Source organism: Hoylesella timonensis 4401737 = DSM 22865 = JCM 15640, from assembly GCF_000455445.1.
Taxonomy (GTDB): Bacteria; Bacteroidota; Bacteroidia; order Bacteroidales; family Bacteroidaceae; genus Prevotella; species Prevotella timonensis.
In genome coordinates this window covers 229,203-251,245 of record NZ_HG417091.1, presented here as the reverse complement: position 1 = coordinate 251,245, position 22,043 = coordinate 229,203, and the positions used below count along the sequence as shown (strand labels likewise).

Below are 22,043 nucleotides of genomic sequence, written 5' to 3'. Positions count from 1 at the left end.
AGAAGCATGAGAATAACAAGCTTAGGTTAATGAGTTAACGACAGAAAGTCATTACATTAACCACTCTATTGTAATGTTACAGCAAGTTTTTCCCAAATTTTCAACTGTTCTTTTGCTCATTTAATGAAATTCTGATTCTATTTCGCAAAAATAAAAGTGGCTGTTTTTTGTCATTTTACTTTACAATTGTTCGCTGAAAAAACAAAAGAAAAGGAGGAAAAGGATTGTGTTGCCAATCGCAATTCCCCCTACATATTATTGCTATATGGGTGAATATCTCACTTATTTATGCACGTGAACCGTATTGCTGGTCAAGGTTGAAAATAGCGGAATCGCCCATACGTTTAATCCTATCTACAATGCCACTGGCTGTCGCTTCCTCTTCTACTTGCTCGCGAACAAACTGCCACAAGAAGTCTTGGCTGGCATTGTCGTGTTCCGAAATTGCCAATTCAAGCAACTTATCAATCAGTTGACTCACGTGGCACTCATGCTTATAAGTGTCTTCAAATGCCTCTAATGGAGTAGACCATTTTTGCTTTACGGCAGGTATCTGATTGACTACAGCCTCTCCACCACGCTTAATGATGAAGCTTGCCATTTGGTATGCGTGATCCATCTCTTCAGCAGATTGTTTCTTCATCCAAGTAGAAAAACCTTCAAAGCCTTCTTTCTCCATATAGAAAGACATAGAAAGATATAGATTGGCTGAATATATCTCAGCAACGATTTGCTCATTGAGAGCATCTTGTAATTTTTTTGAAATCATAAGTCTAATATTTATATGTAATGTATTTATTGCAAACTTACAAAAAAAAATGCAGAACTGTATGGCTTTAGCGCTATTTTTGAGCTTTTGTAACATTTGTAAATCTAATTACAAGTTATTAACATTGTTTCTTTGGAAAATGCTGCGCAACAAGGTGTCAATGCCCCATTGAAAGAAAGATAAGCAACCGATTGGCAGACATCATTATTTTTCTGTACCTTTGCATAATCACGATTCACAGTCAAAAGACGTTGGTGGCAACAGAAAACGATGGAAGAAAATACAGAACTAAAGCATGCTTGGGAGTTTGTAGAGCATACCGAGCAAAGCATTTTCCTTACAGGTAAGGCTGGAACAGGTAAGACAACCTTTTTGAAGATGGTGAAAAAACACAGTGGCAAACGCTTAATCGTGGTTGCTCCTACGGGTGTTGCTTCCATCAACGCTGGTGGTGTTACCATTCACTCGTTTTTCCAGTTGCCACTATCTCCCTTTGTACCCAATGCAACCGTGCGTGAGAGATACAACTTTGGCAAAGAGAAGCGCAAAATTATTCGAACACTTGACATGCTGATTATTGATGAAATTAGTATGGTTCGCAGTGATTTGCTGGATGCTATTGATGCGGTGCTACGAAGATACAGACAGCACGACCGTCCTTTTGGTGGGGTACAGCTGCTCATGATTGGCGATTTGCAACAGCTTACACCCGTGGTAACGCCAGCAGATGAAGCCTTGCTACGCCCTTATTATGATACCCCCTACTTTTTTGGCAGTCATGCGCTACAACAAACTCCGTATGTGACCATTCAACTTCAAAAGGTATATAGACAACAAGATGAGACTTTCCTGAATATTCTCAATCATTTACGCGAGAACACGTTATCATCTACTGATTTACAGATACTGAACGAGCGTTATCAACCTCACTTTCAGCCCCGACAGGAAGAGGGATATATCCGTCTGACCACTCACAACAACAAGGCTGATAGCTATAATGACATGCAATTGGAACAGTTAACCGCAAAAGCTTATCATTACATGGCAAGCATTAAAGGAACATTTCCAGAATATTCCTATCCTACAAGTGAGTCGTTAGTGTTCAAAGTGGGTGCGCAAGTGATGTTCATTAAGAACGATAGCTCAGCAGAGCATTTGTTCTATAATGGTAAGATTGGACACATTATCTACTTAGACGACAGTCATATCGAGGTACTCTGCCCTGGCGATGAGCATTCTATTGTCGTAGAAAAACAAACGTGGGAAAACACTACTTATAAGATTAATGAAGCGACAAAGGAGATAGAACCAACGGTGCAGGGAACATTTAGTCAGTATCCCTTGCGCTTGGCATGGGCGATTACCATACACAAAAGTCAAGGACTTACCTTCGAGCGTGCCATTATTGATGCAGGTTCATCGTTTGCATTTGGGCAGGTATATGTGGCATTAAGTAGATGTAAGACCTTGGAAGGGCTGGTATTGGCCTCCCCTATTACAGCAGAAGCCATTATAAACGACCAAGGGGTGGCGGATTATATTAACCGACAAGACGAGGAAGCACGCAAAAGTATTGAACAATTGCCAAGATTAAAGGATGATTATGAGCGTTTCCAACTCATTGAATTGTTTCAGTTTATGGATATATGGCGAGCTGAAGAGATGCTTTGTCGCTTGCTCATAGAGTTCTTCCATAGCTATTCTAAACTCATCTTAATCCACAAATCCACCATCAAAGAGCTACAGGAGAAAGTAAATATCATCGCATACAAATGGACAACGTATATCAGTCAATTAACGATTGAACAGATTCACGACCCACAGTTCCTTGAAAGAGTAGTTGCCAGTGCTAACTATTTCAAGAAGACACTGAAGCACTATTTAGAGGACTTGATTGAGCAAACCTTGGAAGTAAAGTCAAACAATAAAGTTGCCATGCGCCGTTTGGACAATTACCTCACAGATTTGAGGGAAATGTATTTAGCTAAAAAATACTTATTACAAACAGTCATCACCAACGGATTTACCACAGAAAACTATTTACGCGCCAAACAAGAGGCACTGCTCATGGCATTGGACGAACTTTCGCCAACTTCCCAGCAACGGTCGAAAAGCACCAAAAAGAAAAAAGAGAAAAAAGAAAATACAAAGGATATTACGCTCCAACTCCTTAAGAGTGGACTCACACCCTTACAGATTGCGACAGAGAGGAAGCTTACTACTTCTACTATTTATAGGCATTTGGGATATTTTGTAAAAGAAGGAGTCATCGACATCAACGATTTCATGGAGCAAGAACATATACAAAATATTCAGCAAGTAATTCAAAAGATAGGAATTGACAACGGGAGGACTGCGATTAAAGCACTTTGCCTACCAACGGTTACTTATGAAGAGATTAACCTCATGATTGCTGCTTTTCATCGCTCATGAAGACAAGCGAAAGAATAAGAGATGTTAAAAGCTGTTAGAAGACTGGATAAGAAAACTCCCTAACATAAGAACTCGCTGGGTTGAGAAGCTTTCCCTCTATCGAAAAAGGAAACTATCCCTTTGTACCTTTCAAGAAGATTATTTACCTTTGTATTCATTAAACAGAATTATTAAATCATAAAACAATGAAGAAATACGCACTTACAGTTTTTATTTTGACTGCATCATTGTGCATTCAAGCACAAAATCTATTCGTAGCAACTTATAATCTACGTTATGACAACGAGGACGATCGACAGGAAGGCAATGGCTGGACTAAGAGATGTCAAGTGATATGTGACTTTCTAAACTTTGAACAACCTGACATATTTGGCACTCAAGAAGGTCTGAAACATCAATTGGAAGATCTAAAAAGAGGCTTAGATCGGTACGATTATATCGGTATTGGTCGTGAAGATGGAAAGGAACAAGGCGAACATTCAGCTATCTTCTATAAGAAGGACAAGTTAAAATGCTTGGACAAAGGCAACTTTTGGCTTAATGAAACGCCAGACAAGCCTGTTCTTGGTTGGGATGCTGCATGTGTTCGGATTTGCACATGGGGAAAGTTTCATGATTGGAAGACGAACCTTACCTTCTATTTCTTTAATCTTCACATGGATCATGTGGGTGTCATTGCACGGCGTGAGGCTGCAAAATTGGTGATTAAAAAGATTAAAGAGATTGCAGGAAACAATGCCCCTGTCATTCTTACAGGCGACTTTAACGTCGATCAGCATGATGAAATTTACAAAATATTCAGCGAGTCAGGCATCTTGAAAGATTCATATGTGGCAGCAAAACATCGATTTGCAGAGAATGGAACATTCCAAGATTTTGATTCGAGTATGAAATCAGAGAGCCGAATCGACCATATTTTCGTATCAAACAAGTTCGAAGTGAACAATTATGCCATTCACACAGACGCTTATTGGACAGCAAATGAGAAGATGCCTAAGTTGAAATCGGGAAATGCACCCAAAGAGTTAGAATTCCAACAGTACACGCATCGCCTTCCTTCTGACCACTATCCCGTACTTGCTAAGATAAGATACGAGAAGTATGGCACCTGCAAATTCTAATTCGTCATTTATCCTACTTATCAAAAAAGGCTGCACATCTTTACATGGTGCAGCCTTTTTTGATAAGTAGACATTATTATTCTGTTACTTCTTTCTCATTGGTACGATAATAAGAGAGCGCACTCGGAGTGAAGTTCTTAATAAAGAGACTGTGTCCTGCATTTTCTTCTTCAGCATGACGCACGAACACATGAGCACTCTTAGCAAATAAGTTCTCTGCTTTTGTGGCATCATCGAGTATCAGCAGCGACATCACAAGATTGGCAGTCATGTTGTAAAGTCTACGTGCTAAGAAGTCTTGTGTCTCTTGACAGTTGGCATCTTTCACAAAAGCAATAGACTCTTCGTAATGACTGAGCATCACTTCAACCCTTTGACGCAAAGGAGTCAAGGCTTCACTCACTGGCTGTTCTATCATTTCTCGCATAATATTGAGATAGGTACCGTTCATAATATAACGAATGGCAGCCACTACTTGCATTTGCGTTGTACCTTCATAGATAGAGAAGATGCGTGCATCACGATACAAACGTTGGCACTTGTATTCCATTATAAAGCCCGAACCGCCGTGTACACTAATGGCATCATAAGCATTCTGATTTGCATATTCTGAGTTCATTCCCTTAGCTAAAGGTGTAAAGGCATCTGCCAGACGCGTGTATTTCTTCATCTCTGCACGCTCTTCGGGTGTGAGTTTCCGATCTCGCTGAATGTCCTCAAGTGCTTTATAAATATCAACATACCTTGCTGTTTGATACAACAAAGACCTACCAGCATCCAGTTTGGCTTTCATGCGCGATAGCATATCATACACAGCAGGGAACTCATTAATGGGTTGTCCAAACTGCTGACGCTCCTTGGCGTATGCCACAGCTTCGTTATATGCTTCTTGCGCCACACCAACAGACTGCGCCGCAATGCCCAAACGAGCACCATTCATCAACGCCATGACGTACTTGATAAGCCCTAACCTTGTAGAACCACACAGTTCGGCTTTGGCATTCTTGTACACCAACTCGCAAGTTGGCGAGCCATGTATTCCCAATTTGTTTTCAATATGGCGCACATCTACGCCTCCGTCTCGCTTATCATAGATGAACATTGACAAGCCACGACCGTCTTTTGTTCCCTCTTCCGAGCGTGCCAACACGAGATGAATATCCGAGTCACCATTGGTAATAAAGCGTTTTACACCATTGAGCCTCCAACAATCATTCTTCTCATCGAACGTCGCTTTCAACATCACCCGCTGAAGATCCGAACCAGCATCGGGTTCTGTTAAGTCCATTGACATAGTTGCGCCCTCACAGACACGAGGAATGAATCGTTCTCTTTGCTCATCTGTTCCAAACTCATACAAGGTATCAATACACGACTGTAAGGACCAGACTGTTTGAAAACCGCCATCAGCTGCGGCTATCATTTCCGACAACATTGAAAAGGTGATATTAGGCAAGTTCAATCCACCATATCTACGTGGCATTGACAAACCCCACAGTCCTGCCTGACGAGTAGCTTTTATATTCTCTATCGTCTTACTGGCATACTTCATGCGCCCATTCTCCAAGTGTGGTCCTTCCAAGTCGACCGCTTCCGAGTTGGGTTCTATGATATTAGCAGCCACATCGCCTGTGATTTCTAAGATGCGTTTGTAGTTCTCAATGGCATCTTCATAATTTACTGGAGCATCTTCAAAATGCTCTTGATCTTCATAGTTGCGCTCTTTGAGCTCAACAATGCGCTTCATCAACGGATGTTCTAAATGAAACGCTATCTCCGGATGGTCGGTATAGTAATTTGACATAGTTTGATAATCAGCCTCTCCCCTTACCCCTCCCCAAAAGGGAGGGTGTGAGGGAGAGGCTGTTCTTAATTATTTGCTGTTTTCTTTATAATATTTCATCATCTTGGGTACTACTTCCTCCACAGAACCCGTGATCACATAGTCGGCTATCTTATTGATAGGCGCGTCTGGATCGGTGTTGATAGAGATAATGATTCCTGCATCTTGCATACCTGAGATATGCTGAATTTGCCCTGAGATGCCACAAGCAATATAAACTTTGGGATGCACCGTAACACCAGTTTGTCCCACCTGTCTGTCTGTATCTATCCAGCCAGCATCCACAGCAGCACGACTCGCTCCAACCTCGGCATGCAACACGTCTGCCAATTCAAACAAGAGATTGAATCCCTCTTTGCTTCCTACGCCATATCCTCCTGCTACTACGATGGGAGCACCCTTGAGGTTATGCTTCGGTTCTTCGACATGTCGCTCGATTACTCGTACAGCATAAGCGGCAGGAGACACATATTCTGTCACCACGGGGTAAACCACTTCACCTCTCGCCTTACCATCATAGAGTGCTTTTTGCATTACCCCCGAACGAACAGTAGCCATTTGTGGCCGATGATCTGGGTTGACAATCGTTGCTACGATGTTTCCTCCAAAAGCGGGGCGAATTTGATACAGCAAGTTTTTATATACTCGTTTGGCTTTGCGGTCTTCGTAATCACCAATCTCAAGTTCTGTACAGTCGGCTGTCAATCCACTGGTCAACGAGGAGGATACGCGTGGTCCAAGGTCTCGACCTATCACGGTAGCGCCCATTAAACAAATCTGTGGTTGCTCGTTTTCAAACAGTTTTACCATGATATCGGTATGAGGTGCTGAGGTATAAGGTGATAATCCTTCGCCCTCAAACACAAATAATTTATCGACACCGTAAGGCAAAATTTGCGATTCTACATTACCTTTAATTCCAGTACCTATCGCCATGGCATGCAACTCTACACCTAACTGAGTAGCCAGCTTGCGCCCCTTGGTGAGCAATTCTTGAGATACTTCGGCAACAGTTGTACCTTCTATCTCACAATATACAAATACGTTGTTCATATACATTTAAGTTTATAAGTTTTTGAGTTTATGAGTTTTTAAGTTCTCTAAGTACAAAAAACCTTAGCAAGAGGCAATTTTGTTTTTTAACTTAAAAACTAAAAAACTGACAAACTAAAAACTTATCCAATAATCTTTTCGTCAATCAACTCTTTCATCAACGCTTCTACATCCTTATCTGCTGCCGTAAGCGTCTTGCTCTCCTTTGCCTGAAACACAATATTTTGTACTGCTTTCACCTTCGTAGGCGAACCAGAGAGACCGCATTGTGCTGGGTCACCGTCCACATCTGCCACAGACCATTGGGTAAGCGTTAAATAGGGACGCTTTTCATACAGCGCACTCCATGCTTCATCGCCTTTACGCTCTAACGGACAAGTGGCGTACTTGTACTTCATGACCAGTTTTGCATGACAAGGACGACAAGGAGCCGCACTGCCATTCACCGTCACTACGACAGGTAAAGGGGCCTCAACCGTTTCTACCCCACCATCTATTTGGCGTCGAATGGTAGCCACTCCGTCCTCCACTTTAATGATTTCTTCTGCGTAAGTAACCTGATGAAGCCCTAACTTTTGTGCCACCTGCGGCCCTACTTGCGCCGTGTCGCCATCAATCGCTTGTCGACCTCCAATCACTAAGTCTACATCACCTATTTTCTTAATGGCAGTGGCAAGCGCATAAGAAGTGGCTAATGTGTCAGCACCTGCAAACAAACGGTCGGTCAACAACCAACCCGTATCTGCACCACGGTACAATCCCTGACGTATAATTTCACCTGCTCGAGGAGGTCCCATCGTCAGCACACCCACCGTAGAGCCTGGATTTTGTTCTTTTAGGCGCAGTGCCTGTTCCAAGGCATTCAGATCTTCGGGGTTAAAAATGGCTGGCAGAGCGGCACGATTTACTGTTCCTGCTTCTGTCATAGCATCCTTTCCCACGTTTCTTGTGTCTGGTACTTGCTTGGCAAGTACGACAATTTTCAACTTCATAGATATTATTTTATGTGATAAATTTTATTGATAAATACACCCTCGAAAAGGTAATAGCTCGTCACAAAAATACGAACTTTTTAAGTGTCCGCAAAATAAATGATTACTTAATTGCACAAATAAGAAAGAAATGCGCATTTCTTCACAAAGATAAGCCAAAAGAATAGTCGCTACAACTCATCCCAACAACACACTAAAACAGTCTATTTTGTAGTGGAGAACAGCCTGTTTTCCTCATCAAAACAGTTTGTTTTGGTGTCCTAATGATATGAGTTCCTTGCTCAATGACATACCTATAAACAACACGTTACTGCCACCAAGCGCATGCCATCAAATACATTTTTACCTCTACCCCACGAAAAGAGCAAACGAAAAATGTTTTATCACGCATTTTTTCCATTATTACTTTTTTATATATATCTTTGCAGTAAATGTGCATTAACGCAACAAGCGCAGCAAACATACCAAAGATTTGTCGCAGCGTTTTTGCATCAAATTTAGACACGATTCCGTCTCTAAAGAACCTAAGGAATTATTTGAAAGCGACACTTTATTAATGATATGATAGACAGAGTTACGGTTGAACGAATTAAGGATGCTGCAAATATTGTAGATGTTGTTGGCGAATTTGTCACTCTCCGCAAGAGTGGTGCCAACTACAAAGGTCTATGCCCATTCCATAACGAAAAGACACCTTCGTTTTTCGTATCGCCAGCCCGTGGCACCTGTCACTGTTTTGGTTGTGGAAAAGGAGGAAATTCTGTTAGTTTCATCATGGAACACGAACAGATGACTTATCCCGAAGCCTTGCGGTGGTTAGCTCGTAAATATCATATCGAGATACAAGAACGTGAAATGAGCGATGAAGAGCGGCGAGAACAAAGCGAACGCGAATCCATGTTCATTGTCAACGAATGGGCTGCCAGCTATTTCAGTGACTTGTTGCATCATCATCCTGACGGTCAAGCCATCGGGATGCAATATTTTAGAAATCGTGGCTTCAGAGATGACATCATTCAAAAGTTTCAGTTGGGTTACGACCTACCCAACCGACTTGCTTTGGCGCAAGCTGCTCTTGGCAAGGGATATCAAAAAGAATTCTTGATAAAGACAGGAATTTGCTATCAAAACGATCGTGGCGATCTTATCGATAGGTACGCTGGTCGGGTTATCTTTCCTTGGATAGGACTCAATGGAAAAGTAGTGGGCTTTGGTGGTCGTGTGCTTGATGCACGCACCAAAGGGGTAAACCAGAAATACGTCAACTCTCCAGCTTCAGAGATTTACCAGAAAGACCGTGAGCTGTACGGAATCTATCAAGCCAAAAAAGCCATTGCCAAAGAAGACTGGGTGTACATGGTAGAGGGATATACTGATGTTATCTCCATGCACCAATGCGGCATTGAGAACGTGGTAGCCAACTCGGGAACAGCACTCAGCCTGCATCAAATACACATCTTGCATCGCTTCACATCGAATATCACCCTGCTCTACGACGGTGATGCTGCAGGTATCCATGCCGCCTTTCGAGGAATGGACATGCTGCTGAGCGAAGGAATGAACATCAAAATACTGTTGCTGCCCGATGGAGAAGACCCTGATGGCTTTGCTCGGAAACATACAGCAGAAGACTTGAAGACTTATATCGAACAACACCAAACAGACTTTATACAGTTTAAGACCGATTTATTGGTGAAAAATGAGACCGATCCCTATAAGCGATCGGAAGGAATCAACTCTATTATTAAAAGCATTGCAGTGGTTCCCAATCAGGTTTTAAGAGATACCTATGCGCAAGACTGTGCCAGACGCATTGGTATGAAAGAAGAGACGCTGATTAATACCATGAACCGATACATCAGAAATTACAGGGAAGAAATGTCCAAAGAGGAAAGGCGACAAATAGAAGCACTCAACACTTCCACGCCAACGCCTCAACTACCAACGGCTCAGCCCATGGAGCAAGCATCACAAGTGGAAAAAATGTTGGTACAACTCATCATCAGAAAAGGCGAGCAATTGGTTTTGGAGCAAGTAGAAGATGAGAATCATCAACTCTTCGACCTAACGGTTGCCCAATTCATTGACTACTCTCTGCGGGAAGATAATTTGCATTTTGACCACGAAATTTCAAATCGAATATTGACCGAAGCTGTAGAACATAGCGGTGAGGAGGGTTTTGTAGCCGAATCGTATTTCATTCATCATGAAGATATTGAAGTCAGCAAACTGGCTACAGAAATGAGTACAGACCGCTATCAGCTGATAGCAGAAGAGAAACCAACATCTGATATGAAGTACATGGACGAGGCACAATTGGCAACAGAAGCCCAAGAGGCGCTACGCAACCATACGATACATCTGCTAATGGACTTCCGCATGGATTATGTGGAACAGCATCTGAAAGACTTGATGCAACAGATTGGACAGGTCTCCAATGACCCGGAACGACTACAAGAATTAGTAGCAGAATACAAGGACATGCAACAAATTCGTAATGCGCTGGCAAAGAAATTAGGTAGCCACATCATTGTGTAAGCGATGTATGTATTATAAGCAACCTTGTTGTGGGGCATCTTTCAATTTTGGAAAAAGGATAAATACTCCAATACCAATTTAGAAATATCACTAAAATAATGAACTTAAGACCTATCAATCTATTTTATCTTCAAATGAACAAATCATGATTTACGTTCATTGGATTATCCTTGCCATTTATATTGTCATCGTGTTGGGAACTATCATCACGATTTTATTAGACAATAGACAACCATCCAAAACAATGGCATGGTTGTTAGTCTTGATATTTGTCCCCATTGTTGGCATTATTTTATATTTCTTCTTTGGTCAAAACACACGAAAAGAACGTTCCATGAGCCAGCGCAGCATGGATGAACTAACCAAACGTTCGATGTTGGAGTTTGTCGTTCAGAAAGATTTGAAACTTCCTACACACTACCAACCACTGATACAGCTCTTCACAAATCAAAACACAGCCCTCCCTTTCAAAGACAATGAGGTGGATATCTTTGTCGAAGGAGCCGACTTTTTCTTAGCTTTGCTTAAAGCTATTGGGCAGGCAAAAGACCATATCCACATCGAATCCTATATCATTGAAGACGACGCATTGACAAATCTCATTGCAGATGCACTGATAGACAAAGCCGCAGAGGGCGTGGAAGTGCGCATGATTTATGACTATGTGGGCTGTTGGAAAGTACCGTCACGATATTTTGAACGCCTTCGGGCTGGTGGAGTTGACGTTCGATCGTTTATGCCCGTTCACTTTCCTGCTTTCACTGGGAAGGTAAACTATCGCAACCACCGTAAGTTAGCGGTGATTGACGGTAAGATAGGATTTATTGGAGGAATGAACATTGCGATGCGATATATGCGTGGCAGTAAATCTCAACCTTGGCGAGACACCCACCTTCGTATTCGAGGAGGGGCTGTTTATGGCATTCAGCGGGCTTTCTTGGTAGACTGGTATTTTGTTAATCGCACCCTTATTAGTAGTCAGAAGTATTATCCCCCACTGGACACTTCTATCTCCAACAACTGTATCGCACAAGTAGTTACCAGCAGTCCTATCTCTCCTTGGCCCGAAATTATGCAAGGTTATGTACGCATTTTGCTACAAGCCCAACACTACGTGTATATGGAAACGCCTTATTTCTTGCCCACGGAGCCAGTGCTTTTTGCCCTAAGAACAGCAGCTGTGGCTGGTGTTGACGTGCGGCTCATGCTTCCCAAGCACAGTGATGTAAAGATTGTGGAATGGGCAAGTAGGTCGTATATTTCCACTATGATAGAAGCAGGAGTAAAAGTGTACCTGTACACCGAAGGCTTCAATCACTCCAAGTTGTTAGTGGCAGATGACAATTTGTGTACTTGTGGGTCGACAAACATCGATTTTCGTAGTTTCGAAAACAATCTTGAAGCAAATATTTTCTTTTATGATCAGTCATTAGCTTTACGCATGAAGGAGGTATTTTTCAAGGATCAGGAGGCTTGCGTACTGATAGAAAAGCTGAGTGATCTTACCCATCGTCCCTTCATCAACCGCCTGTGGGAATCGATAGTACGCCTGTTATCACCACTACTATAAAGCAAAGGGCTTCATGAGGTAGCCACATCGCCCAACTTTTTCTTTTGGACGGTTCAGCCTGTCCGTTTTGTTTTTATATCAATGAAAGGCTATCTGCCATTTACAGTTGATAGTTTTGAAAATCAGCAATAGGCATCAACTGGTATGAAAAGCTGGAACAGCCCTACCCTGTGTGGCATGAACGGATGTCAAGCGGCTTTAACTTTCCTGCTATTTTTTCCCATTCAGCCCGTGATAGTTTCCTACCTCTCAACGTTCTTACGGTGGGAAAGTCAGAAAAATACGAATCGGACGATGTGTACCAACAGTATTTCTTGACAGCAGGTATTCGACTTAGACTTTGAGCAAGAGTTCCAAAATAATGAGGATGCACTACAGACAAGTAACAACCACGACTATCTACCTCCGTAAAAAGTATTAGATACGACCGTTTCTTGTTTGTTTTGGCAGCAGGAATCATCGCTTTACATCTGGAACTCACATGTATCTCCCATCCATATGTCTGATTCAGTTTGTGCATTATCTGACAGAAAACCTTACCATGGGGTGACGTATCGCAAATTCCTTTGTAGGAGATATAATAATGTATCATCTCGTGCAGAAGCACATTCTGATATTGTCGTTCTGTTTGGACGTAATAATTGCTGACTCTAATCACGTAATCATAGGTCGTGATGCCACGCCAAGTGAGCTTTCGCTTACACGACATACTCCCCAACTGCGTTCGAGATGAAGACACCTGCAAACGTGGTAGCGGTAATATATCTTCAAAATAAGAATGATTGAAGGTGTGAAACCATTTCTCTAACCAAAGCTCATCTATCATTGTTACTTACAATTTATAAAAACATCAACATATCTATTAAACGTTGTTTTCAAAGGTTTGAGACTTTGGCCAATTCACCAAGTACAACTTTTCTGTAGCCCTTGTAAAGGCAGTGTAGAGCCAATGCAAATAATCTGGCGACAACATCTCATCCGTCATATATCCTTGATCCACGTAAACATGAGCCCATTGTCCGCCTTGTGCCTTATGGCAGGTAATGGCATAAGCGTACTTTACTTGAACGGCATTAAGAAAAATATCTTCACGAAGCTTCTTGAGACGGTCTTGTTTTCGAGGTATATCCGCATAGTCTGTCAGCACTTCATTAAACAAACGTTCATTTTGTTCGCGTGACAAGGCAGGGGCTTCCGTATGAAGACTATCCAAGATAATGGTTGCCTCAAGCTCATAGTCATTATAGTCAGGAAACTGTAACCACACATCTGCAAATCGGAAACCATACAACTCACGAATGTTTCGCACACGTTGCACCATAGCACGGTCTCCATTAGCCAAAAAGGTCATGCTTGTCGTGTCCTGTTCTTCATTGTTTGCTGGTGGCTGCACCCAATGATAGTTATTACGCACAATCATCAACATGTCGCCTGTTGACAATTCTTCCTCACTCCCCAAGATGGTTTGGCGTATTCCTTGATTGTAAATGTGCGCCCGCTTGTTACTCCGTGTAATAACCATAGTCTCATCAACGCCTACTTCCGAATAACTTGAGTTGAGCGTTTCGATGATCTCGTTGCCGGGAACAACCACAATATCAGCAAACGTATTGAAATGAATTTGGGGTAATTGTGTTAATTCATCTCGCATGATATGGGTTCTAATAAGCGTAGCGTTGTACAATATCCCACTTTCTTCGCTTTGACGGAGCACATTATCTAAATGGCACTCGTACACTTTTAGTCCATATCCTTCCATAAAATTGGACGATAGCGCAGGCGATTGTTCTTCCCCAATGGGTGATAATTGGGCAGCATCTCCCATTAAAATCATTCGACAATTGCGTCCGCTGTACACGAATTGCACCAAATCATCGAGCAAACAACCACTTCCAAACGATGATTCCATTTGACCTTGGTTTGCAATCATCGAACTTTCGTCTACCATAAACAACGTATCACTGTACCGATTAAAATTGAGATTGAACACACCACCATCACTGTCGAAAGATTTCTGTCTGTAGATTTGCCGATGAATGGTATAAGCAGGTTGACCGCTATGAACAGAGAAAACTTTGGCAGCACGTCCAGTAGGAGCCAACAGCATTACTTTTTGCTCTAATTTCACCATGGTTCGAGCGATAGCACTTGCTAAAGAAGTCTTTCCAGTACCAGCACTTCCACAAAAAATCATTACCACATGCGGGTCTTCATCCATCATAAAATGAGCAAATTGTGTCAACACATGTGTTTGTTCAGTGGTGGGCTGAAGTTCAAATTGTTGGATTATCTGGAAAATGAGTTCGTCTATAAGCATGATTTCAAACAGTGAAAATATGAGAATTTAACCGATTTATCTCTTTATTGGAAAGTATTTTGTACTTTTGCAAGGATGAACACCACATGTGATGTAAAAAAGATGCAGGCAATGTAACTTACAACTCACGCTGTTTGAATTGAGAGGCATCGCAGCTTCTGCAAAGATACAACAAAAGGCTGACCTATGAAAGTCAAAATTAAGCATAATTATTTACTGACCTGCTGTGTAGGAGTCCTTGCTCTTATCTGTGTCTTGAGCATTTACAGTCCTATTGCTTTCAGCAACCAACAGACTGAAAGAGAAACCAGCGTAAAGCACTATTTAGTGCAAATAAGACTGGCAGAAGAAAAGTACCGTGCGAAGACAGGCAGTTATACCGCTTCATTCGACTCTCTGATACAGTACGGATATTTGGCAGACTCACTACAATTTATTCCATTTACAAATCGTCAAAAGTTTGAATTGGAAACATCGATGCAGCTCTCTCCATCAGGGAAACAAATACCACTGATGGAATGTAGAGCCAAATATACAGACTTTTTACAAGGTCTCAACAAGTCATTTGTTCAGGAACTAATAGAGAATGAACTTTCTGCTGGACGTTATCCAGGATTAAAGATAGGCGACCTTCAAACACCAAATAACAATGCAGGAAACTGGGAATAACACACTTATATCAAAAGCACGATTGGTTTTCAGAATCAGTCCACAATCGCTAAGTTTTTCAGTCGTTGACAATGCTGAAGAAAGTCAGTTGGCATTCGAGCCATACGTCATTAGAAGTGGAATATCATTGGCAGCTAATTTGCGTGAAGCCTTCATTGAGAGTGACCTTCTTAACCGAGGTTATCAACGAGCACAAGTGATGATTGATGCGCCAGTGATGCTTGTTCCCACCGAAGAGTTTCGTCAAGAAGAGATGGAATGTATGTACCAACACACTTTTACAGGTCGTGAAGACGAGGCTGTGTTGCACGCCGTACTACCCAATCTCAATGCTGTAGCTGTTTTCTCCGTGAACAAAGACTTGAAAATGGTCATGACCGATCATTTCAATGATGTGAGATTTTTTCCCGTGTCCCAACCCGTTTGGAGTTATCTTCACAAGCGTAGCTTCACAGGTTCGCATCAAAAACTTTATGCATACTTTCACGATAAGAAGGTTGACATCTTTTGTTTCAAGCAAAATAGAATTAAGTTTTACAACACGTTCCATGTTCCGAATGCCAATGACTCCATCTATTTCATTTTATATACATGGAAGATATTAGCGTTGGACTGCGAGAAAGATGAACTACATCTTGTTGGGGATATTCCCGAACGAGAGAAGTTGAGCGAATCCTTACGACGATATCTACAAAAAGTGTATTACGTGAACCCCGTTGCTGAATTTAATCGTGCGCCAATCACCATGATTAAAGGGATTTCATTTGACTTAATCACCCTATTTCTAAAAGGATAATAATGCGTATCATCACAGGAAAATATAAAGGAAGACACTTTGAGATTCCTCGCACTTTCAAAGCTCGTCCAACCACAGACTTTGCTAAAGAGAGTATTTTTAACGTGCTAAATCGGTACATTGACTTAGAGGGAAAAACAGCACTTGACCTGTTTGCTGGTACTGGCAGCATCTCTTTGGAATTACTCTCTCGTGGTTGCACACAAGTTGTGAGTGTAGAAGCTGACCGTGACCATGCAAAATTTATTCAACAGTGTATGGAGAAATTGGGTACACAACAAGACGTTTTGATTAGAACCGATGTCTTTCGCTTCATCAAGAGCTGTCACCAGACATTCGATTTCATTTTTGCGGACCCACCTTATGCACTGCCTGAGCTTAAAGAAATACCAAAACTGGTTTTACAACATGGACTGTTAAAAGAAAATGGCGTCTTCGTTTTCGAACATGGGAAAAAGGATGAGTTTACCAATTTGCCAGAGTTTGTAGAACATCGTCATTATGGCAGCGTCAATTTTTCTATCTTTCAATGCGTGCAAAATGTTGAAGGAAAAGAAAATAATCATGAGATTCAACCATGATAACCGCTCCATTCTCCCAGTATCATGACCGTTGTCAATTACTTAAAGTACATTAATCTTATGATGAGTTGGCATTTTACTGCACAAACCAAGCAATGTTTGGCGCTCTTTGTCTTGATGTTCTTCTTTGTAGATGTATCTGCAAATCAGATAGATACTTTGCAAGAAAAGAGCAAAGTCATTCATCGCATAGAATTAGACGTTGTCCCTTCCACCATACTTCACACCAACGCCTATTTGAAAGGGGATAATATAGAAAAGCGAACCATGAACCACGCTTTCACCACCCGATTGAAGTATGCGTTTCAGCCTCCAACAACAAGTCAGCAAGCACAGATGTACAAAGGTGTGTACCAAGGTATCGGGGTGGCTTATCATAATTTCAATCCGCAATTAGGAAATCCACTTTCTGTTTTTATTTTTCAGGGTGCTAAAGTTAAACAACTGACAAACGCCTTATCGTTAAACTATGAATGGAACTTTGGTCTCACGACTGGCTGGCATCCTTACCATGAAACAGACAATCCTGAAAATCGAGTCATTGGCTCAAAAATTACCGCCTATCTGAACGCAGATCTTTATTTGAAATGGCAATTATCTAAACAATTCGACCTTAATGCAGGACTCTCTTTGAGTCACTTCTCGAATGGAAACACCACCATACCTAACGGTGGCTTAAATATTGCAGGCGGTAGAATCAGTTTAGCCTATTATATTCACCGCCCAACTGAAGAGACAGCCATCCTCTTACCACGCCCTACCTTCCAAAGACATATCTCCTATGACTTCATGTTGTACGGAGCATGGCGCAAAAAAGGGTTGATGCTGGGAGATAAAGCGGTTGCTCTTCCCAAAACATATCAAGTGGGAGGCTTCTCTTTCACACCACTATATCATCTAAATCCATGGTTGAATGTAGGAATTTCGCTCGATGGGGTGTATGACAGCAGTGCAAATTTATATATAGAAGATTATATCGTTGAGGCTGGTCAGCCAGCTAATGATTTTGAACACTTGGCGCAACCAACATTTACAAAGCAAATCGCTTTAGGACTTTCAGGGAGAGCCGAATTTGTAATGCCGTATTTCACCATTCAAGCAGGTATCGGTAGAAATATTATCAATGCGAAAGGCGAACTAAATGGATGGTATCAAGTTCTTGCCCTCAAGACTAACATCACGAACAGACTGTTTCTAAACATCGGGTACAGTCTTTACAACTTCCAAACTCCTAATCATTTAATGCTCGGTCTTGGCTATCACTTCCAGAAAAAGAAAAGATAACATTGATTTTTGAAGTATCCATCAACACAGAACTCAAACAACTACAAGCAAAATCTTCTATTAAGAAGGCAATTCACAAGAAGAGTTAGACTAAGCCATTCATCGTACCAATAAAAATGAGGTGTGTTCTTTTCTGGAACACACCTCATTTTTATCATATCAACTTTAATGGTTACAAACCTCTTGCCTTGAGCAATGCTTTTGCGTCTGGAGCTTTCAGTCCTGTAAAGTCACTAAACATCTGCAACAAGTCGCCAGTGTTACCTCTGCTCAACACCTTGTCACGGAAAGCTTGACCTACTTCTGGCTTCAACGCCCCATGCGACTCAAAGTAATCTGCAATATTAGCTGCTAAGACTTCAGACCACAGATAACTATAGTAGCCAGCTGCATAGCCGCCACCCCATACATGGTTGAAGTAGGACGTTGAATAACGAGGAGGTATCTGCGGATTCAACAAACCTATATCAGTTAAAGCCTTTGTTTCAAACGCCAAAGCCTTGTCGGCAGTTGGAATCTGATTGGAAGCTAACTGATGCCATGCCAAATCCAAACTGGTTGCTGCTAAGTTTTCTCCTAATGCGTATGCCGAATGGAAAGTAATAGAGTTGAGCATCTTCTCTTTCAGCTCTTTTGGCATAGGCTGTTGAGTTTTATAATGTTTTGCGTAGTTGGCAAAAACCTCTGGAACCACCGCAAAAAACTCATTAAATTGTGAAGGCATCTCCACAAAGTCACGTGTCACAGCAGTACCACTCAGCGTGTTATACTCACAGTTGGATAACATTCCATGTAAGGCATGTCCAAACTCATGGAACATTGTCGTTACTTCGTCCCAGCTAAGCAAGGTTGGTTTCCCTTCGGGAGCTTTAGCAAAATTACACACATTATATATAATAGGTAACTGATTTCTCAATTTACTCTGTTTTGCAAATGAACTCATCCATGCTCCTCCTCGCTTGGTTGGACGGCGGAAGTAGTCAACATAGAAAAGGGCAAGTTGCTTTCCATCTTTGTCAAGCACATCAAAAACCTTCATGTCCTTGTGATAGGTAGGCAAATCTGTACGCTCTTTGAAAGAGATGCCGTAGACGCGATGAGCGGCATAGAACACCCCATTTACTAATACGCTATCGATGTTAAAGTAAGGTTTCACCTCATCTTCCGAGAAGTTAAACTTCTCTTTCTTCATCTTAGCAGAGTAAAAGAATCTATCGTAAGGCTGCAATTGAAAATCGGTACCTTGTGTCTTGCGCGCATATTCCTCTATCGCTTTCGTCTCTTCATCTGCCTTTGGCGTATAAGCACTAATCAGTTGTTTTAAGAACGCATCTACTTGAGCCGTATTCTTCGCCATGGTATTGTCTAAAGAATAGGCTGCATAGTTCTTATAACCCATTAGTTCAGCCTTCTCAGCACGCAACTTTGCAATTTCGACAACTAACGGCAGCGTATTAAAGTCGTTCGTACCGTCCGCACGATGGATAGATGCGTTATACACCTTTTCGCGTAATGCGCGATTTTCAAGATTGGTCAAGATAGGCTGTTGCGTAGTGTTGGTGATCACAATACAATAAGGAGATTTCTTATCACGACTTTCTGCATCTTTTTTGCACTGTGCAATGTCGGCTTCACTCAATCCTGCTAAGTCTTCCTTCTTATCTACCCAGACTGCTGCCTCATTGGTAGACTTGGGCAACATATTTCCAAAATCTTGCTGAAGTTTTGCGATACGGTTGTTGATTTCCTCCATTCGCTTCTTCTTATCTGCTGGCAGGAGAGCTCCCGAACGTACAAAACCTTTGTAGGTTTCTTCTAAAAGCTTTTTATCTTCACCCTTCAGCTGGTTGTATTCGTGATCGTACACATATTTAACGCGCTCAAAGAAGGGCTGGTTGAATGAGACTTCATTTTCAAAAGCTGTCAACAATGGGATTGCTTCGTCTTCCGCTTTTTCTATTTCGGGCGTTTTGTCAGCACTTGTCAAAGCGAAGAAGATACTCGTCACACGATCTAAAAGAACACCGCTCTTTTCGTATGCCAAGATAGTGTTCTCAAATGTGGCACTGTCCTTATTCTCCACAATGCTTTTAATTGCTTTGCGCTGCTCTTCAATACCAGCCTTCATGGCAGGTAAGTAGTGTTCTGCCTTAATCTTACTAAAGTCTGGAGCACCAAAAGGTAGTGTGCTCTCAGTCATCAATGGGTTGTTTTCCAAATCGGCTCCTTTCTTGTCGTTACAGCTCATCAACGTGCCAACGCACACAGCTGCACATAACATTCCAATTCTTAATATTGATTTCTTAAAATGGTGATGCATAATTGATATTATTAGTTGTAAAAAAATGCTTGTAAATGTCTCGAAAAATCATGAGCATAGCATGACTCGTCTGCAAGTCTTATGAATGGTAAATATACGTATAATATTCGAAAATAAATCTTTCTTTTTTATATTTTTCAAACTATTAAGTACTTTTTACAGGAAAAGTTGTAAAAGTAATCACCAAAAACATGATACAACGGCTCATCAATGAAATTAGGTTTGCCATTTCAGCCCTTATACTAACATATTTTTTGGATGCCCACACCATTTACGCATCATCTGATTTTTGCACCTATTACATATCCTCCCTATCATTGAGAGAGAAAAGACCACCAGCAAAGCAAGTAGTCCATGACAACGAGGCTAATGATGAAACATCCAGACAGCATTGTTTCATAAGAAAAAACTATCAACGTTATCACGAAAAAACAGAAGAAAAAAAATTCGAAAAATACGGACAAATGCCCTTTCAAAACTCAAATATTTTCCACGACAACGTCCATCGCCTCCAAATACGCGAGAAATGAGCAAGGAAAGCAAACATCTGAATATCAGAAACTTATAGAAATCCTACTTAAAAATCGCACGAAGAAAGACACTAAAAGCATTACTTAGTCGTATTAAGTCATGGAGATAAGCCGCTTGTTACATTAACTTTGCCACACTAACTGTTTGTTTCAAGCCGATTAAGTCAATGGATCAAGCCACTTATAGCATGATAGTAACGCAGAAAAGGACTATTTTTCGTCAAATTCACCCGTTGAAGTGCCTTTTCAAAGGACTAAAATTTTCTATTTCAAAGATTTTGAGAAGGCGTTTTTTATGATATTATATTTACATTTTCTTAAATTCATCGAGCCTTTTTATGCCATAAAAAGTAACTGTCGAACATTACAATTAGCAAGTTGTTTTGAGCAGGTTAAAAGTACGCCATAGGCACAAAATTAGGGAAAAGTACAAACTGAACAAATAAAATGAGTGCAAGCAGCCCAAGTGTCCGTGGCAAGAAGAGAAGATGAGTGTAGAAAAAATAAAGGTGTTCACAACATTGTTGCAACACCTCTGACGATAAATTTTATGACTTGGTAGCGGGAACCGGGATTGAACCGGTGACCTCATGATTATGAATCATGCGCTCTAACCAGCTGAGCTATCCCGCCATGTCTTTTCAATTCGGCTGCAAAGATAATACAATCTTTTTAATCTCACAAAAAAAATAAGTTTTTATTTTATCCCAAATTATTTTAGTATATTTGTACCAAGTGAACTTTTTATCTATAAAGCAACGAAAAATGTCAAAACAACAAGTCCTAATTGAGAGAGAACTGCAGTCCAATTCAAAAGACAGAATATGGAGCATCATCAGTGATACCGACAAGCTGTCACGCTGGATAGCCGATGAGATACAGGAAGAAGGCAAAAAGCTACACTTCATTTGGGGAGACTTACAGAGCAGCCATGATAGCAGGATGGCGACTATTGCCAAGAAAGTGAAATATCACTATATCCGTTTGAAGTGGACAGACGAAGAAGATCCCAATGCTTTCTTGGAACTTCGCATGGAGAAAAGTAGCATTTCCGACAATTATGTCTTGTTCATTACCGACTTTGCGGAGCCTGACGACATTGATACCATGGAAGACTTATGGGCTGATAATCTGGACAGATTACATCAATTCAGTGGGCTTTAGGGCGCAGAGGTCTTGCACAAGCCCTCATGGAGATTTACTTTCTAACACCTCATAGACAAGGGA

General features: G+C 41.3%; 16 protein-coding genes and 1 tRNA gene. 9 read left to right on the top strand and 8 right to left on the bottom strand.

Features of this window, described 5'->3' with window-relative positions:
• Positions 1 to 286: 286 nt before the first annotated feature.
• Complete coding sequence (locus tag BN35_RS03080; RefSeq protein WP_025071969.1) at positions 287 to 769, bottom strand: ferritin; 483 nt, start codon at positions 767 to 769, stop codon at positions 287 to 289.
• Between the two features lie 270 nt (positions 770 to 1,039).
• On the opposite strand from BN35_RS03080, the gene BN35_RS03075 reads away from it, so the two are divergent.
• The gene (locus BN35_RS03075) at positions 1,040 to 3,202 is read left to right on the top strand and encodes a helix-turn-helix domain-containing protein (protein ID WP_028900951.1); all 2,163 of its coding nucleotides are present in this window, start codon (positions 1,040 to 1,042) and stop codon (positions 3,200 to 3,202) included.
• 185 nt (positions 3,203 to 3,387) lie between these two features.
• A complete protein-coding gene (locus tag BN35_RS03070) occupies positions 3,388 to 4,323 on the top strand; it encodes an endonuclease/exonuclease/phosphatase family protein (protein ID WP_025071968.1) in 936 nt (311 codons plus the stop codon).
• Positions 4,324 to 4,399: 76 nt separating this feature from the next.
• Here the strand turns inward: BN35_RS03070 and BN35_RS03065 are convergent, their stop codons facing one another.
• From BN35_RS03065 to BN35_RS03055, 3 genes are all read right to left on the bottom strand, one after another.
• Positions 4,400 to 6,127, bottom strand: a complete 1,728-nt coding sequence (locus BN35_RS03065; RefSeq protein WP_025071967.1) for an acyl-CoA dehydrogenase family protein — start codon at positions 6,125 to 6,127, stop codon at positions 4,400 to 4,402.
• 69 nt (positions 6,128 to 6,196) lie between these two features.
• Positions 6,197 to 7,219, bottom strand: coding sequence for an electron transfer flavoprotein subunit alpha/FixB family protein (locus tag BN35_RS03060; protein WP_025071966.1), 1,023 nt, complete (start codon positions 7,217 to 7,219; stop codon positions 6,197 to 6,199).
• A 122-nt stretch (positions 7,220 to 7,341) separates the two neighbouring features.
• Positions 7,342 to 8,211 carry an electron transfer flavoprotein subunit beta/FixA family protein gene (locus tag BN35_RS03055; RefSeq protein WP_008122874.1) on the bottom strand — a complete coding sequence of 290 codons (870 nt, stop codon included), beginning with the start codon at positions 8,209 to 8,211 and terminating at the stop codon, positions 7,342 to 7,344.
• A 561-nt stretch (positions 8,212 to 8,772) separates the two neighbouring features.
• Between BN35_RS03055 and dnaG the strand changes: the two genes are divergently transcribed.
• Both dnaG and cls read left to right on the top strand, forming a co-directional pair.
• On the top strand, positions 8,773 to 10,749 hold the full coding sequence (dnaG, locus tag BN35_RS03050; RefSeq protein ID WP_025071965.1) for a DNA primase: 1,977 nt from the start codon (positions 8,773 to 8,775) through the stop codon (positions 10,747 to 10,749).
• Between the two features lie 145 nt (positions 10,750 to 10,894).
• A complete protein-coding gene (cls, locus tag BN35_RS03045) occupies positions 10,895 to 12,319 on the top strand; it encodes a cardiolipin synthase (RefSeq protein ID WP_025071964.1) in 1,425 nt (474 codons plus the stop codon).
• 163 nt (positions 12,320 to 12,482) lie between these two features.
• On the opposite strand, the gene BN35_RS03040 is transcribed toward cls, so the two are convergent.
• Positions 12,483 to 13,145: a SprT-like domain-containing protein gene (locus BN35_RS03040; RefSeq protein WP_028900949.1), complete on the bottom strand. Its 663-nt coding sequence runs from the start codon at positions 13,143 to 13,145 to the stop codon at positions 12,483 to 12,485.
• A 36-nt stretch (positions 13,146 to 13,181) separates the two neighbouring features.
• Positions 13,182 to 14,636 carry an ATP-dependent DNA helicase gene (locus tag BN35_RS03035; protein ID WP_028900948.1) on the bottom strand — a complete coding sequence of 485 codons (1,455 nt, stop codon included), beginning with the start codon at positions 14,634 to 14,636 and terminating at the stop codon, positions 13,182 to 13,184.
• A 186-nt stretch (positions 14,637 to 14,822) separates the two neighbouring features.
• On the opposite strand from BN35_RS03035, the gene BN35_RS03030 reads away from it, so the two are divergent.
• The 4 genes from BN35_RS03030 to BN35_RS03015 are packed head-to-tail and all read left to right on the top strand — an operon-like array spanning position 14,823 to position 17,966.
• Positions 14,823 to 15,305: a hypothetical protein gene (locus tag BN35_RS03030; protein WP_025071963.1), complete on the top strand. Its 483-nt coding sequence runs from the start codon at positions 14,823 to 14,825 to the stop codon at positions 15,303 to 15,305.
• A complete protein-coding gene (locus tag BN35_RS03025; protein WP_028900947.1) occupies positions 15,286 to 16,101 on the top strand; it encodes a DUF3822 family protein in 816 nt (271 codons plus the stop codon). Before BN35_RS03030 ends, BN35_RS03025 begins: the two co-directional genes overlap by 20 nt.
• 2 nt (positions 16,102 to 16,103) lie before the next feature.
• Positions 16,104 to 16,682, top strand: a complete 579-nt coding sequence (rsmD, locus tag BN35_RS03020; RefSeq protein ID WP_025071962.1) for a 16S rRNA (guanine(966)-N(2))-methyltransferase RsmD — start codon at positions 16,104 to 16,106, stop codon at positions 16,680 to 16,682.
• Positions 16,683 to 16,742: 60 nt separating this feature from the next.
• On the top strand, positions 16,743 to 17,966 hold the full coding sequence (locus tag BN35_RS03015) for an acyloxyacyl hydrolase (RefSeq protein ID WP_025071961.1): 1,224 nt from the start codon (positions 16,743 to 16,745) through the stop codon (positions 17,964 to 17,966).
• 172 nt (positions 17,967 to 18,138) lie between these two features.
• Here BN35_RS03015 and BN35_RS03010 read toward each other — a convergent pair whose 3' ends face one another.
• Positions 18,139 to 20,286 carry a M3 family metallopeptidase gene (locus BN35_RS03010; RefSeq protein ID WP_025071960.1) on the bottom strand — a complete coding sequence of 716 codons (2,148 nt, stop codon included), beginning with the start codon at positions 20,284 to 20,286 and terminating at the stop codon, positions 18,139 to 18,141.
• A 1,086-nt stretch (positions 20,287 to 21,372) separates the two neighbouring features.
• Positions 21,373 to 21,449, bottom strand: a tRNA-Met gene (locus BN35_RS03000).
• A gap of 132 nt (positions 21,450 to 21,581) precedes the next feature.
• Here BN35_RS03000 and BN35_RS02995 point away from each other — a divergent pair.
• Positions 21,582 to 21,980, top strand: coding sequence for an START-like domain-containing protein (locus BN35_RS02995; protein WP_028900946.1), 399 nt, complete (start codon positions 21,582 to 21,584; stop codon positions 21,978 to 21,980).
• The last annotated feature ends 63 nt before the right edge of the window (positions 21,981 to 22,043 follow it).